Source organism: Rheinheimera sp. D18, assembly GCF_004345025.1.
Taxonomy (GTDB): domain Bacteria; phylum Pseudomonadota; class Gammaproteobacteria; order Enterobacterales; family Alteromonadaceae; genus Alishewanella; species Alishewanella metallidurans.
The window spans coordinates 1183727-1198971 of the sequence record NZ_CP037745.1 but is presented as its reverse complement, the minus strand read 5'-3'; the positions used below and the strand labels follow the sequence as shown (position 1 = coordinate 1198971).

General features: G+C 45.6%; 15 protein-coding genes and 3 tRNA genes. 12 read left to right on the top strand and 6 right to left on the bottom strand.

The genetic code is table 11. The features are described from left to right. Nucleotides 1-118: 118 nt before the first annotated feature. The 7 genes from E0Z06_RS05760 to E0Z06_RS05730 all read left to right on the top strand — a co-directional run bounded on the left by E0Z06_RS05760 (nt 119) and on the right by E0Z06_RS05730 (nt 6288). Nucleotides 119-913, top strand: coding sequence for an enoyl-CoA hydratase/isomerase family protein (locus tag E0Z06_RS05760; RefSeq protein WP_132582750.1), 795 nt, complete (start codon nt 119-121; stop codon nt 911-913). 5 nt (nt 914-918) lie between these two features. Beyond that, nucleotides 919-2892: an acetyl/propionyl/methylcrotonyl-CoA carboxylase subunit alpha gene (locus E0Z06_RS05755; RefSeq protein WP_132582748.1), complete on the top strand. Its 1974-nt coding sequence runs from the start codon at nt 919-921 to the stop codon at nt 2890-2892. After that, nucleotides 2889-3803, top strand: coding sequence for a hydroxymethylglutaryl-CoA lyase (locus tag E0Z06_RS05750; protein ID WP_132582746.1), 915 nt, complete (start codon nt 2889-2891; stop codon nt 3801-3803). Before E0Z06_RS05755 ends, E0Z06_RS05750 begins: the two co-directional genes overlap by 4 nt. Nucleotides 3804-3826: 23 nt before the next feature. Next, nucleotides 3827-4528 carry a CoA transferase subunit A gene (locus tag E0Z06_RS05745; protein WP_132582744.1) on the top strand — a complete coding sequence of 234 codons (702 nt, stop codon included), beginning with the start codon at nt 3827-3829 and terminating at the stop codon, nt 4526-4528. 10 nt (nt 4529-4538) lie between these two features. After that, entirely contained in the window at nt 4539-5198 is a 660-nt protein-coding gene (locus E0Z06_RS05740; protein ID WP_132582742.1) for a CoA transferase subunit B, read from the top strand. Between the two features lie 125 nt (nt 5199-5323). Beyond that, a complete protein-coding gene (locus E0Z06_RS05735; protein WP_132582740.1) occupies nt 5324-5773 on the top strand; it encodes an antitoxin Xre-like helix-turn-helix domain-containing protein in 450 nt (149 codons plus the stop codon). Nucleotides 5774-5814: 41 nt separating this feature from the next. After that, the gene (locus E0Z06_RS05730) at nt 5815-6288 is read left to right on the top strand and encodes an RES domain-containing protein (RefSeq protein ID WP_132582739.1); all 474 of its coding nucleotides are present in this window, start codon (nt 5815-5817) and stop codon (nt 6286-6288) included. On the opposite strand, the gene E0Z06_RS05725 is transcribed toward E0Z06_RS05730, so the two are convergent. Continuing rightward, a complete protein-coding gene (locus tag E0Z06_RS05725) occupies nt 6277-7158 on the bottom strand; it encodes an NAD(P)-dependent oxidoreductase (RefSeq protein WP_132582737.1) in 882 nt (293 codons plus the stop codon). The genes E0Z06_RS05730 and E0Z06_RS05725 overlap by 12 nt on opposite strands. An 85-nt stretch (nt 7159-7243) precedes the next feature. On the opposite strand from E0Z06_RS05725, the gene E0Z06_RS05720 reads away from it, so the two are divergent. After that, entirely contained in the window at nt 7244-7735 is a 492-nt protein-coding gene (locus tag E0Z06_RS05720; protein WP_132582735.1) for a glutathione peroxidase, read from the top strand. A 24-nt stretch (nt 7736-7759) separates the two neighbouring features. Here the strand turns inward: E0Z06_RS05720 and E0Z06_RS05715 are convergent, their stop codons facing one another. Continuing rightward, on the bottom strand, nt 7760-8557 hold the full coding sequence (locus E0Z06_RS05715) for a DUF481 domain-containing protein (RefSeq protein WP_132582733.1): 798 nt from the start codon (nt 8555-8557) through the stop codon (nt 7760-7762). A gap of 170 nt (nt 8558-8727) precedes the next feature. Then, on the bottom strand, nt 8728-10137 hold the full coding sequence (gltX, locus tag E0Z06_RS05710; protein WP_132582731.1) for a glutamate--tRNA ligase: 1410 nt from the start codon (nt 10135-10137) through the stop codon (nt 8728-8730). A gap of 200 nt (nt 10138-10337) precedes the next feature. Here gltX and E0Z06_RS05705 point away from each other — a divergent pair. From E0Z06_RS05705 to E0Z06_RS05690, 4 genes are all read left to right on the top strand, one after another. After that, nucleotides 10338-10413 (top strand) — tRNA-Val (locus tag E0Z06_RS05705). Between the two features lie 26 nt (nt 10414-10439). After that, nucleotides 10440-10515: transfer RNA gene (locus tag E0Z06_RS05700), tRNA-Val, on the top strand. Nucleotides 10516-10540: 25 nt separating this feature from the next. Continuing rightward, nucleotides 10541-10616: transfer RNA gene (locus E0Z06_RS05695), tRNA-Val, on the top strand. A 142-nt stretch (nt 10617-10758) separates the two neighbouring features. Then, nucleotides 10759-12381, top strand: a complete 1623-nt coding sequence (locus E0Z06_RS05690) for a response regulator (RefSeq protein WP_132582729.1) — start codon at nt 10759-10761, stop codon at nt 12379-12381. On the opposite strand, the gene E0Z06_RS05685 is transcribed toward E0Z06_RS05690, so the two are convergent. The 3 genes from E0Z06_RS05685 to ligA are packed head-to-tail and all read right to left on the bottom strand — an operon-like array spanning nt 12378 to nt 15235. Beyond that, entirely contained in the window at nt 12378-12869 is a 492-nt protein-coding gene (locus E0Z06_RS05685; RefSeq protein ID WP_132582727.1) for a DUF2919 family protein, read from the bottom strand. The genes E0Z06_RS05690 and E0Z06_RS05685 overlap by 4 nt on opposite strands. Beyond that, nucleotides 12866-13201, bottom strand: a complete 336-nt coding sequence (locus E0Z06_RS05680; protein ID WP_132582725.1) for a DUF3392 domain-containing protein — start codon at nt 13199-13201, stop codon at nt 12866-12868. The genes E0Z06_RS05685 and E0Z06_RS05680 overlap by 4 nt, the downstream gene beginning before the upstream one ends. Then, complete coding sequence (gene ligA / locus E0Z06_RS05675; protein WP_132582723.1) at nt 13202-15235, bottom strand: NAD-dependent DNA ligase LigA; 2034 nt, start codon at nt 15233-15235, stop codon at nt 13202-13204. Between the last annotated feature and the right edge of the window lie 10 nt (nt 15236-15245).

Sequence of the window (15245 nt, the reverse complement as noted above, 5' to 3'; positions counted from 1 at the left end):
ACGGGCGAAAACGAGCCCCCATGGATGGGTTTACGGCGTGTCACAGAAAAAATGCACGTAGCAGATGCGAATTCGAAGAAATGCAGTAGCAGGTTACGCCAACACTTTCGGAGAGACAATGAGCCATATTTATACAGAAGTTAGCATTGATAACCGCGGTGTCGCCACACTCACGCTAAACCGCCCTGACGTGCACAATGCGTTTGACGATCATATGATCGCCGAATTGATCCAAGTATTAAAGGACTTGGCCAATAATGACGATGTGCGTATGTTGATACTTGCCGCTAATGGTAAAAATTTCTCAGCCGGAGCCGACATCAACTGGATGCGCTCTATGGCAGAGAAAAACTTTGGTCAAAACCAGGCTGATGCCGAAGAATTAGCCACCTTAATGCACCGATTAGACAAATTTCCAAAGCCCACTATTGCCTTAGTTAATGGTGCTGCCTTTGGTGGCGCAGTTGGTTTAGTTGCTTGTTGCGATATCGCCATTGCCGAAGAGAAAGCCAGCTTTTGTTTAAGTGAAGTGCGCATTGGCTTAATTCCTGCGGTTATTAGCCCTTACGTTATGCGTGCTATTGGCGAGCGCCAAAGCCGTCGTTATTTTATCACAGCGGAGCGCTTCTCAGCGGCCACTGCGTTAGACATAGGTTTAGTGCACCAAGTGGCTAAAGACGGTGAACTGCAGGCCAACGCAGACCAGTTTATTACTGGTATGCTACAAAATAGCCCTGCAGCAATCGGCGCAGCCAAAGCGCTAATTCACAATATTTATAATCGTAAGATCAGCAACAACGTTATTGCCCATACTACGCAAGCTATTGCTGAAATTCGTGTATCAAAAGAAGGCCAAGAAGGGCTAACCGCGTTTTTATCTAAACGCCCACCGGCTTGGCTTGGCAAGGAATAACTATAATGTTTCGCAAAATTCTCATCGCCAACCGCGGCGAAATTGCTTGTCGCGTGATCGATACTGCCCACAAGTTGGGGATCAGCTGTGTTGCCGTATATTCAGAAGCCGACGCCAATGCTCGTCATGTGCGCATGGCAGACGAAGCTTATTTGCTAGGCCCAGCACCGAGTAAAGACTCTTACTTACGCGCAGACAAAATTATTGCCATTGCTAAAAAAGCCGGTGCTGAAGCAATACATCCTGGCTATGGTTTTTTGTCTGAAAACGAAGAATTTGCTAAAGCTTGTGATGCAGCAGGTATCATCTTTATTGGCCCGCCGGTAGATGCTATTACCGCTATGGGCTCTAAAAGTGCCGCTAAAATTATTATGCAGCAAGCCGGAGTACCATTGGTGCCTGGCTATCATGGCGATGATCAATCTGATCAGCTATTAGCAGACGAATCAGCCAAAATTGGTTATCCGCAACTGTTAAAAGCAGCCTATGGCGGCGGCGGTAAAGGCATGCGGGTGGTATGGAAAAAAGAAGAATTTAGCGAAGCTCTTGCCAGCGCGCGACGTGAAGCCAAAGCCGGTTTTGGCAACGACAAAATGCTAATTGAGCGCTACCTTACTAAACCACGCCACATTGAAATTCAGGTATTTGCCGACAATCATGGCAATGCCGTGTATTTAGCCGAGCGCGACTGCTCTATTCAACGCCGCCATCAGAAGGTCATTGAAGAAGCGCCAGCGCCTAATTTTAGCGCTGAACAGCGCAAAGCCATGGGCGAAGCCGCAGTTAAAGCCGCCAAAGCCATTAATTACCGCGGCGCGGGTACGGTTGAGTTTTTGTTTGACGAAGACGGTTCATTCTATTTTATGGAAATGAATACCCGACTGCAGGTTGAACACCCCGTTACCGAAATGATTACCGGACAAGACTTAGTGCAGTGGCAATTATTGGTCGCCGCTGGCGAAGCTTTGCCGCTAACACAAAGCCAAGTGCAAATTAACGGCCATGCCATTGAAGTGCGCGTGTATGCCGAAGACCCTGATAACGACTTTATGCCGGCTACCGGTAAACTGAGTTATTTACGCCAGCCAGAGGCTAACCGCCATGTGCGGATAGACACGGGTGTAATTGAAAACGATGAAGTTTCACCGTTTTACGACCCCATGATAGCCAAGCTTATTGTTTGGGATGAAAACCGTGACCGCGCTATTAACCGCATGTTACGCGCCCTAGACGATTACCGCATTGCGGGTGTTACCACAAACCTAGGCTTTTTGACTCGTCTAACTGCACACCCTGCGTTTAAAGCGGCTCAGCTCGATACTAATTTTATTAATCAACACCATGACAGCCTATTTGCACCAGTGAACAAACAAGATGATCAAGCTTTAGTTTTCGCTGGGTTATTTATTTTGCTGCAACAACACAATACAAATAGCACTAACCCATGGCAATGCAATAAGGGTTGGCAGCTAAATGAATTACCGACTATTCAACTTAGCTTACAGCAAGGTGAAACCAAACATCAGCTAAGCATTGCGCAAACCGCAAATAACTACCTAGTTAAGGTTGCCGGCCAGCAGCTAAGTTGCAGCGCACAATTACACGGCGATAAGCTAAGTGTAGTAATGGGCGAGCAGCTTATTAAGGTCCGTGTTAGTCGTTATCAAGATACAATCAGTGTATTTCTAAAAAATCAGCGTTACGATTTTATTTATCAAACCGAAGTTACTATTGAACACGATGGCTCTGAGCATGCAGGCAGCTTAACTGCGCCTATGAACGGCACCATAGTGGCGGTTATCGCACAAAAAGGCGCTACAGTAGCAGCCGGTGATACCTTAGTAATAATGGAAGCGATGAAAATGGAATACAGCATTAAAGCGCCGAAAAACGGTGTGGTTAATGATGTATTTTATGCTGCCGGTGATCTGGTAAAAGACGGCGCTGAACTGGTTGATTTTACGGCGGAGGACGCATGAGCCTACCGAAAAATGTACGCCTAGTTGAAGTTGGCCCGCGCGATGGCTTACAAAATGAAGCGACAGTTAGCACTCAAGACAAAATTACACTGATTAATATGCTAAGTGCTGCTGGCCACAGCTATATTGAAAGCGGTGCTTTTGTCTCTGCTAAGTGGGTGCCACAAATGGCCGACTCTAGTGAGGTTTTTGCTGGCATAACCCGCAGCACTAACGTTACTTACGCCGCACTTACACCTAACTTGCAAGGCTACGCTGCAGCTAAAGCTGCCAACGCCAGTGAAGTGGCTATTTTTGGCGCAGCATCTGAAGCCTTTAGCCAAAAAAACATTAACTGCTCTATTAGCGAAAGCTTAGCCCGATTTGCTCCTGTTATGGCCACAGCCAAAACCGACGGCATTAAAGTGCGCGGCTATGTCTCCTGCGTGGTGGGTTGCCCCTATCAAGGTGACGTTGCCCCAGCCGAAGTGGCCCGTGTTGCCAAGGCGTTATTAAATATGGGCTGCTACGAAATTTCGCTAGGCGATACCATAGGTGTGGGTACCCCAGATAAAGTCAACGCTATGTTAGATGCGGTATTAGCTGTTGTGCCAGTAGATAAACTGGCGGTACATTTTCATGATACTTACGGCCAAGCCTTAACCAATATTTATGTCGCCTTACAGCGTGGCATTAGTGTTATTGACTGCGCCGTCGCCGGTTTAGGCGGCTGCCCTTACGCCGCTGGCGCCTCAGGCAATGTGGCCAGTGAAGATGTGGTGTATTTACTCAATGGCCTTGGTATTAACCACGGCGTAGATTTACAGGCGCTAGCCAAAGCGGGTTGGTTTATTACTGACAAGCTGGGCAAGCAGCCTAGTTCTAAAGTAGGATTGGCACTTGGCGCCAAATGCACGCAAACTAACAACTAAACATAGCGCTCAGAGGACAAAAAATGGCAGGGTTTAATAAAGTAGTACATAGCTACGAAGACGCCATGGCAGGCTTGCAAGACGGCATGACCGTTATCGCTGGTGGCTTTGGTTTATGCGGTATTCCAGAGGGCTTAATTGATCAAATTAAAAAAATGGCCACCAAAGACTTAACCGTAGTGTCAAACAACTGTGGTGTTGACGGCTTTGGCTTAGGTATTTTATTAGAAGATCGACAAATTAAAAAAATGATTGCTTCATACGTTGGCGAAAATGCCCTGTTTGAAAAGCAGTTATTAAATGGCGAATTAGAAGTTGAGCTAACACCACAAGGTACGCTAGCCGAGAAAATGCGCGCTGGTGGTGCAGGTATTCCGGCATTTTTTACTGCTACCGGCTACGGCACTCCTGTTGCTGAGGGTAAAGAAACCCGTGAAATTAAAGGCCGTAACTATGTGTTAGAAGAATCTATCACTGGCGATTTTGCCATAGTTCGCGCGTGGAAAGCCGACCGTTATGGCAACCTGATGTTCCGCCACACTTCAATGAACTTCAACCCAATGGCGGCAACGGCTGGTAAAATTACTGTGGCTGAAGTAGAAGAAATTGTTGAACCGGGTGAGCTAGAACCGTCACAAATTCATACTCCGGGCATTTATGTACAGCGCGTGATCAAAGGTAACTTTGAAAAACGTATTGAACGTCGCACCGTGCGTCAAGATTAAGGAGGCAACAATGGCTTTAACTCGTGAACAGGTTGCCATGCGTGTGGCACAAGAGCTTCAAGACGGTTACTACGTTAACTTAGGCATAGGTATTCCTACTTTAGTTGCCAACTATGTGCCAGCAGGCATCGAAGTTATGTTGCAATCAGAGAACGGCCTGTTAGGTATGGGCCCATACCCTACTGAAGCTGAACTAGACGCCGACATGATTAACGCAGGCAAAGAAACCGTTACCGCTATCAAGGGCGCTGCTATTTTTAATTCAGCAGAAAGCTTTGCCATGATCCGCGGCGGCCATGTTGATTTAACTGTGCTAGGTGCGTTTGAAGTAGATCAAAACGGCAATATTGCTAGCTGGATGATCCCAGGTAAGCTCGTTAAAGGCATGGGCGGCGCTATGGATTTAGTGGCCGGCGCGCAAAATATTGTAGTTACTATGACACACGCCGACAAATACGGTAATAGTAAGTTACTAGACAATTGCAGTCTGCCATTAACTGGCGTTGGCTGTGTAAAGAAAATTGTTACCGATTTGGCAGTATTAGAAGTACGCGATGGTGCATTTCATTTACTAGAACGCGCACCGGGAATTTCTGTTGAAGAAATTCAGCAAAAAACGGGTGGTAAACTAATTGTTTCTGGTGACATACCTGAAATGGCGTTTAACTAAATTACGCTTTAATCTTTAGTGGCGCGCTATTATTGCGCGCTACCCTCTTTACCTCGTTGAATTTTTGACCAAGCACCTATCATCTGATACACTTACAAAGTACCATTTGATAAAAAAGGTGTAGCATGATTGCATTAGTCAAAGAATTTACCCCTCAGCTTTATCAAGCTAATAATATTTGGCAGCAGCTAGGTATTGCCGAGCGCGGGCCTAAATTATATCAAGCGCTTCATGATGGCTTTAGTTATCGGGTTTTTGACACGCTCGCTAGTTTATCTGGTCTAGATAAAAAGCAATTAGCGTCAGTATGTCAGCTAGCACCGGCAACCTTATCCCGACGCGCTAAAAGCGGTAAATTTTCTCAAGATGAAAGCGATCGGTTATATCGTTTTGCTACGGTACTAGTGGCGGCTACCGCTTTATTTAATGATAACATTCCTGCCGCCAGTCGTTGGTTAATCGAGCCAGTTTACGGCCTTGGCGATAAAGCCCCATTAGATATGCTGGCTACATCGGCAGAAACTCAAGCCATACTCGATTTAATTGGCCGCTTAGAACACGGTGTGTTTGCCTAATGCGGTTTATTAACGGTGTAGCGAAACGGGAACGCCGCTGAATGAGCAATAGCATAAAGCTATATCGTTTAGTACATAGTAAATGGGCTGCACAAGCTTTTGACGGTGAAGGTGCACGTTTATTTGGTGGGCGTTGGAATAGCAAAGGCCAGCTTTGTATTTATACCGCTGGCAGTGAAGCCTTAGCTATTTTAGAGATTTTAGTGCATTTAAATAATCGTGTGGCATTAAACCATTACCGGCTATTTCAATTAACAATTGAACGCAACGAACTGATGCAAATAAGCACTAGCACATTACCTGCTAGCTGGCGTGAGCAACCTGCCACCGCGGAAACAGCGCGTATTGGTGATAGCTGGCTAAACCAAACCGCTAGTTTAGCCTTAGCAGTGCCTAGCGTATTAGCACCAAGAGAAAACAATATTTTGCTTAACCCCAAGCATGCTAACTTTAGTCGCTGTTTAGCCAGTAATACTGAACTAGACTTTATGCCCGATCCGCGTTTAGCGCTTTAATCGCGCCAGTAAACTTGAGGTATCCCAACGTTTGCCGCCCATTTGTTGCACTTCACTGTAAAACTGATCAACCAATGCCGTTACTGGTAAATGGCTGCCATTATTACGCGCTTCGGCAAGTGCTATACCTAAGTCTTTACGCATCCAGTCTACCGCAAAGCCAAAGTCATACTTACCGTCTAGCATTGTCAACGAGCGGTTTTGCATCTGCCAAGATGATGCTGCACCTTGTGAAATAACTTCAACTACCGCAGCACCATCTAAGCCGGCATTTTGCGCAAAGTTTAACGCTTCGGCCAAACCTTGTACTACACCAGCAATACATATTTGGTTAACCATTTTCGCTAGCTGACCAGAACCAGCAGGCCCTAACAACTTAACGCAGCGCGAATAACAGCTAATTGCGGCCTCCGCTTTAGCAAAAGCGGCAGGCTCACCGCCTACCATCACGGTTAATACGCCGTTTTCAGCACCCGCTTGTCCACCTGACACTGGAGCATCTAAAAACCCTACGCTTTGCTGCTGGGCATTGGCGGCTAGCTCACGCGCTAAGTCTGCCGATGCTGTAGTATGGTCAACGAGTACCGCACCAGCATGCATACCGCTAAGCACACCCTGCTCGCCGTACACAATGGAGCGCACATCGTCGTCATTGCCTACGCACATAAACACTAACTCAGCGCCCTGTGCGGCCTTGGCCGGCGTATCGGCAAAGTTACCCTTATACTGCGTAGCCCATTGCTCTGCCTTCGCTGTAGTGCGGTTATATACCGTTACCTGGTAGCCCTTTTGCTGTAGGTAACCTGCCATTGGGTAACCCATAACACCAAGACCAATAAACGCGACTTTTTTACTATTTTGATTCGACATATAACTGACTTAAACTGTGACATACTGGGCTGTTGAGCTTACAAAGATATGCGCCGGATTGAAAGCATTTAAGGATGGAAAAGTTATGAACGAGGCTATAAATAATGTGTATGAGCATAGTGTTAACGATGCGCAAGGTAATAAGGTTAGCCTAAGCCAATATCAGGGTAAGGTACTTTTAATCGTTAACACTGCAAGCCAGTGCGGTTTTACCCCTCAGTATAAAGAACTAGAGGCGCTACACCAAACATACCACGACAAGGGTTTAGTTATTTTGGCTTTTCCGTGTAATCAATTTGGTGGTCAAGAACCTGCTGCAGATAGTGATATTCAGCAATTTTGTGAAATAAATTTTGGTGTCAGCTTTCCGGTTATGAGCAAGATTTTAGTTAATGGTCCAGAGGCAGCGCCTTTGTTTAGCTACTTAAAAGATCAAGCTCGTGGTGTGTTAAATACCCGCGCAATTAAATGGAACTTCACCAAGTTCTTAATAAATAAGCAGGGACAAGTCATTGCCCGTTATGCACCAAAAACGAAGCCCACCAGTATGAGTAATGCCATAGCTGCGTTACTTTAATGACGTATAAAGCAGACCTTTAATTTAGAAGGTATACACCAAAGAAGCCGAGGTTTCGGTATCGGCTTTACGTAAATCACCTTCTGGCTCTGAGTTGTATTTGACAATAAAACTAAAACGCATAGACAGTTTGTCAATGATTTTAGTGGTGATACTGCTGCGGCTCAGAAAAATAGTATTTTCACCGTCTAATGATAGTGCCCCTTCCAGCGTTTGGCGAAAGCTGCTCGTATCAAACAAAGCATAATCTAAGTTCGCAGCAACAAACCAAATTACACCGCTATGAGTTACGCTCGCGGCGGTATTGCTATAGGAAAAACCCGGTCCAGTTTCAAGATCAAAATAGCTCGTGCGTTGTTCATACACCCGATTACCATAACCTACCGCGAGGGATGCTTGTTCACGAAACGCACCAAATTTATCATGTGCATAGGTGGCGCGGCCAAATATCGATTCTCGGCCTTTTACTAACTTGTAGTTACTCTGCCCAGTAAAACTATATCGACTGGCCGTGGTTACGTTTTGTGTATCGCCATTAGCATTTCTTGCGACATTATTTTTTTGTAACAAGCTTTGCATCTGATAGCGATTACGAAAGTACTCTAAATCATGCACTAACTCGCTATTTGCACGGATAGCAAAAGAGTCCGTATTACCTGACGTAAACAAAAAGCCCAGCTCAATATCGCCGGTAACCGTGCCAAAAAAGCCTATTGGCTGCAGCGGCTCTTCGCCACTGGGTAAGTCATCACCCTCTGCCGCTTGCGCACCAAACAAACACAAAAGTAGCGCCAAACTGGCAGCTCGTAAGAAAACAGGCATTATGTCGTTATATCACTCCAATCACGCTACTCAACCAGTTGAGCACCTGAGCATACTATTTTTAGTAAACATTAAAGCCATTATTGTACCAACTAGAATTACTCAGCCCAGTTAAACGAGCTGAGTAATTCTGCCATTGAGCGTAAATTATGCGCAAATGTAGTAATAAATTACTCCGCCGCGCGCTGCTCAACAAAACTGATTGCTTGCGCCAGTCGGTTTAAACTGCGTGTTTTACCAATAAGTGCCAGTGTAATATCTAGCGCTGGCGAGTTACCGCCGCCGGTTACAGCTACTCGCAACGGCATACCAATTTTACCCATACCGACACCCAGCTTTTCTGCAGTAGCGTTAATAGCCTGATGAATTGATGCTTCAGTCCAAGTGCTAAGATCAGATAACGCCGCAGCAACAGCTTGCAACGGTTCTAATGCTACTGGGCGTAAATGTTTTTTCGCCGCATCCGCATCTAACTCACTAAAGTCTTCATAAAAATAACGGCTTACTTCCACCATTTCTTTTAACGTTTTTACCCGTTCGGCTTGCGCCGCCACTAGTGCGGTTAACGCTGGGCCATTACTAATATCAAGCTTTTGCTCTTTAATGTGCCACTCTAACTGCTTGGCAACCTGCTCAGCGGGTAAGGTTTTCATATAATGCTGATTTAACCAAATAAGCTTGTCAGTATTAAACGCTGATGGCGCACGGTTGCAGCTATTTAAATCAAACAGTTGAATTAACTCTGCTTTACTAAAAATCTCTTGATCGCCATGCGACCAACCCAACCGCACTAAATAATTTAATAACGCCTCGGGTAAAAAGCCGTTATCACGATATTGCATTACACCTACCGCGCCATGGCGCTTAGATAAACGCTTACCGTCATCGCCTAAAATCATCGGCACATGAGCATACTTAGGAATATCGGCACCCAGCGCCGCTAATATATTCATCTGGCGTGGCGTATTATTTACGTGATCATCGCCACGAATAACGTGGGTGATGCCCATTTTCCAGTCATCAACCACTACTGTTAAGTTATAGGTTGGTGTGCCATCACTTCTGGCAATAATTAAATCATCAAGTTCCGCATTGGCAATTTCAATTCGGCCTTTAATTAAATCATCAATCACTACCACACCAGTTTGTGGGTTTTTAAAACGGATCACATAAGGCTTATCCGTTGGGTGATCAGTGCGGTTGCGCCACATTCCGTTATAACGCGGTTTTTCACCTGCGGCTGTTTGCGCTTCGCGCATCGCATCCACTTCTTCTATGGTACAAAAACACTTATAAGCGTGGCCTGCGGCTAAAAGTTCTGCAACTACTTCTTTGTATAAATCAAAACGTTTAGTTTGATAATAAGGGCCTTCGTCATGATCTAATCCCAACCAGCTCATGCCCTCTAAAATAGCGTCGACGGATTCCTGAGTAGAACGCTCTAAATCGGTATCCTCAATACGCAAAATAAATTTTCCGCCCATTTTTTTTGCATATAACCAGCTAAATAGCGCGGTACGAGCACCACCAACGTGCAAATAACCAGTAGGACTTGGGGCAAAACGAGTAACAAGAGACATAGTTTATCCATCACAGTGCAATAATACCGAGTATTGTAACAATGCCCCGCGTTGGATGCACTGCTTTAGGTGAGGTGTTAGCTTATGTTTTCAGTTAAATATTGGCATTATGTTTACTTTTGCAGCAAGCGAACCATATTTAATAAAATAATGTTGACAGCAAAACCATGCTCCCTATAATGAGCGCCATCAAACGGCATGGATTGTTAGCTCAGCTGGGAGAGCATCGCCCTTACAAGGCGGGGGTCACTGGTTCGAACCCAGTACAATCCACCATTTTGATGTAACATATTTTATCCCATGGATTGTTAGCTCAGCTGGGAGAGCATCGCCCTTACAAGGCGGGGGTCACTGGTTCGAACCCAGTACAATCCACCAATTTTTGTAATATGCTTTTTCCCATGGATTGTTAGCTCAGCTGGGAGAGCACCGCCCTTACAAGGCGGGGGTCACTGGTTCGAACCCAGTACAATCCACCATTTTCTGCAAAACACTTTTACTCCATACATTTTTAGCTTCAGCTAGAACAGCAACGCTCTACTTTTACCTCTACTTCATTATCTTTTGTTAAAAATTTGCTATAGTGATGCCCATCTTGCCTGTTTGGACTTGCTGCTAACTATGCAACCTGCTGTTAAACGCGATGAGCGCATTTTAATTATTGACGACCAAAGCCTTAGCCAAAGTTATTTACGCTATGCGTTAGAGCAATTAGGTTATCAGAACTTAAGCTATGCCGACCGCGCGAACACAGCGCTTAATTTGTGTAAACAAAATAGTTACGATCTGATTATTTGTGCTTATAACTTACCGCAAGGTAAAGATGGCTATCAGCTATTTGAAGAGTTAAAAATAACGGGTCTACATAAATTAAGCTGCGGCCTTATTTTTATTAGCGCAGAAACCGATCCCGCGTTGGTACATAGCGTATTAGAACTGCAGCCAGATGAGTTTTTAGCCAAGCCTTATGTTATTCGTGATTTACAACAACGTATTGAACGTGTACTAAAACGCAAACTGCAGTTACGCCCTGTATACAGCCAGCTAGAGCATCAACAATACGATAAAGCGTTAGATTTATTAAACCAGCAACTGGCTCAACCTGAATTACATAAGCTGTTTCCGTTATTACTAAAAATGAAAGGCGACATCTTGCTGCAACAGCAAGCCTATACCGAAGCGCTGACCTTTTTTACCGCTATGCTGCACCTACAACCCTTTAGCTGGGCCAAGATAGGCAAGGTACGCTGCTTATTACACAATAATAATGAAGCACAAGCTTTTGCCGAATTAGAACACATGCTGGTGCGCACTGAAACGCGGCTATTTGCCCTAGACTGCCTATCTGAGCTTGAGTTTAAACAACAGCAATATCAGCAAGCACAGCAGCATATTCTCGCCGCCGCCAATATTGCGCCACGCAATTTAATGCGCCAACAAAAGCTACTGCAGCTGTCGCGGTTAAACCATGATTACGAAATGCAGTATCGCGCAGCCCGCGATATGGTGAAATTTGCCCGACACTCACTGTACGAGCAGCCGGATCTGTATTTAAACTTGGCGCGTGCCAGCATCGATTTTGCCTTAAGCGTTGATGACAGCGAGCAACAAAGCCGTTTAAATCGTCAGGCTACCCTATCGCTAAATACCGTACAGCGCCAATTTGGCCAACAGCAATTAACTGAAGCCCAGCAAGTGTTACACGCTCGGTTATTGTATTTACAAGATCATCGGGCAAAAGCCCGCCAGTTATTAACTGAGTTAAGTGACAATACCGAGATCCAATCTTTAGAAGATGCGCTAGACAAAGCTAAAGCCTTACATGAAGTGGGCTTAACTGATGCATCAAAAACCTTATTTAGCCGTATTAGCCAGCATTGCCGCCAACAACAACCGGAACCGGTATTTGCCGCTTACTTGTCGCAAGAGCAGCAAGAACGTGCCGCTATGCCACTTGGCCCTCGCGAATTAAACAATAACGCGGTGCAGTTATACCAACATGGTAATTGGCAAGAAGCATTTTCTGCCTTTATTTTAGCCTGGCAAGTGATGCCAAAAAATGTTGGCATTGCGCTCAACCTATGGCAAACCTTGGTAACCTCGCCACGGGCGCTGTGCAACCCACAGCAAAAACAACAACTACTACAACATTGTCAGTTATTAATTGACAGCAGTAAGCTAAAACCAGAGCAGTTAGTACGTTACGAGCAATTAAAGCAAAAGCATTTGTCTAAACTCGCTTAGTCTGCGGCGGGCTTTGATTCAGGCGGTAGCGGCCATTCAGAAAACACCATTTTTAGGGTTTGCGAATACACCAGCCAAATAGCGCCAACCAATAATAATAATGGCGATACCACGCGCCAAGGCGTGTCTAGCATAAACTGCGACGGTAGATGTGATAGCGTAAAAGCAAAATCAGCTATTGCTACGACCAACATGATAAAACGCCCATAGCGCCAAACATGGCGCCACGGCGCATAACCTTTAGGCTTACGTTGGCTTTGCGCCGCGACAAGAAGTAATACAGGTGCAGCAACTAAGCATGCAAGGATAAAGTCACTTTGTAACGGATAGATAAACGCCAACATAGAGCGATGCTCTTGCGGCAAGGTTAGCGTTAGTACCCAGCAAATATAGGGACGCAGTAACAGCAATAGTAAGCCATAAAAACGCAGCGGTATCTTTTGTAAACCGTAATCATCTAGCACCGGCCACAGGGGTACTTTACTCATACTTGGCGCTTACGCTGTGCCAAAATACCTAGCACGGTAAAAATACCTAAGCTAACCCAAGGTAGCCACAGGTTACTAAGCTTGCCAAGTTGGCCCGCCACTACCGGCGTTAAAAAAATGGTTAATGCGCCATAACCAAAGGCACATAACAAGACAAAAATACCGGTGCGCCAAATAAAATGCAGTGTAGCAATTTGACGGCGCACAAAGCGGTTAATGTCATCACCAAATACCACCAAGCAGGTTGCTACCATTGCCAGCGCTATATCGCGCACATAGGGGCGAAATACACTGCCCCAATCGAGTAATAACTGATAAAGAAAATCTGGCATCTAGGTTACTCCGTACTGCGTAAACACATCTAACATTTGCTGCTCAGTCCATACCGGCACGTTAAGCTCAGTGGCTTTAGCTAATTTAGAGCCGGCATTATCGCCTGCGATAACTGCATGGGTTTTAGCTGATACTGAACCTGAAACCTTCGCCCCTAAACGCTGTAAACGCGCTTTGGCGTCATCACGGCCCATACTGGTTAGGGTGCCAGTAAGCACTAGAGTTTGCCCAGCAAACGGCTGTTCAGTAACAGCTTGCTGCTCAATGGCTGGCCAGTGAATACCTGCAGCAATTAGTTGAGCAATAACCGTTTGGTTATGCGATTCGTTAAAAAAGCTGGTTAGGTGCTCAGCAACAACAGTGCCAACATCCGGCACCGTTAATAGCTGCTCTAAGCTGGCTTGCTGCACCTGCTCCAAACTGGCAAAATGATTAGCCAAACTAAGGGCGGTGGCCTCGCCTACTTCGCGAATACCTAACGCATAAATAAACCGTGGCAAGCTGGTAGTTTTAGACTGCGCAATCGCAGCTAATAGCTTTAATGCTGATTTCTCTGCCATGCGCTCTAAGCCAACCAATGCCGCCATATCTAGCTGGTAGATATCCGCCGGCGTTTTAACCAATTGCTGATCAACTAATTGCTCAACCAATTTATCGCCTAAGCCGTCAATATCCATCGCTTTACGTGAGACAAAATGTTTAATAGATTCTTTTAGCTGCGCTGCACAAAACAAACCACCACTGCAACGCGCTACGGCTTCACCACTTACACGTTCAATTGCTGAACCACATACCGGACACTGTGTAGGAAACACAATATCTGTTGCGGCATCAGGGCGTTGCTCTAGCACTACCGAGACAATTTGCGGAATAACATCACCGGCGCGGCGCACTATTACGTTGTCGCCAATTTTAATACCTAGCCGTTCTATTTCATCCTGATTATGTAAGGTGGCATTACTTACCGTAACACCGCCCACTACCACTGGCTCTAAACGCGCAACCGGCGTAATAGCACCTGTGCGCCCTACCTGAAATTCAACATCTAACAGCGAGGTAAGCATTTCTTGCGCCGGAAACTTAAAAGCGATAGCCCAGCGTGGTGCTCTAGCGACAAAACCCAGTGCTTGCTGCTGCGCAAGGTTATCAACCTTGATAACTACACCATCAATTTCGTAAGTAAGCTTAGCCCGCCGAGTAAGTATGTCTTGATAATATTCCAGTGCCGCTTCGCCACCACTCACTAAACGAATTTCTGGGCACACCGGCAAACCCCAGTCTTTTAACTGCATTAAACGCCGATGATGACTGTGGTTATCTAATAAGCCGCTTACATCGTCAACCGCACCCACGGCATAGGCATAAAACATTAATGGCCGCTGGGCACTAATTTTCGGATCAAGTTGTCGCAAACTACCCGCCGCCGCATTACGTGGGTTGGCAAATATCTTTTCACCCTCAGCGCGGGCTTTATCATTCATCGCGGTAAAGCCAGCCAATGGCATAAACACTTCGCCTCGTACTTCTAATACCGCAGGTACCTTGTCGCCTTTTAGCTTTAATGGCACGGCACGAATGGTTTTTACATTGCTGGTAATATCTTCACCGGTATAACCATCACCTCGGGTTGCCGCTTGCACCAATAAGCCATTTTCATAACGAATGCTTACCGCTAAACCATCCAATTTGGGTTCACAACAAAAACTAAACTCGGCGCACGCATCAAGCCGCTCGGCAATGCGTTTAGTAAAGGCGTGAAATTCAGCAGCATCAAAGGCGTTATCTAACGATAACATTGAAATACTGTGCGCAACTTGGCCAAATTTAATTAGTGGTGCAGCGCCGACGCGTTGGGTGGGTGAATCAGCCGTTATTAGTTCAGGGTGCGCCGCTTCCAGCTGTTGTAGCTGGCGATATAATCGGTCGTATTCTGCATCTGGCATGCTTGGATTATCTAATACGTAATATTGATAACTGTATTCTTCTAACTGCTGTCGCAGTTGCTGCAACTGCAGCACAATAGACTGAGTCATAAAATAATTG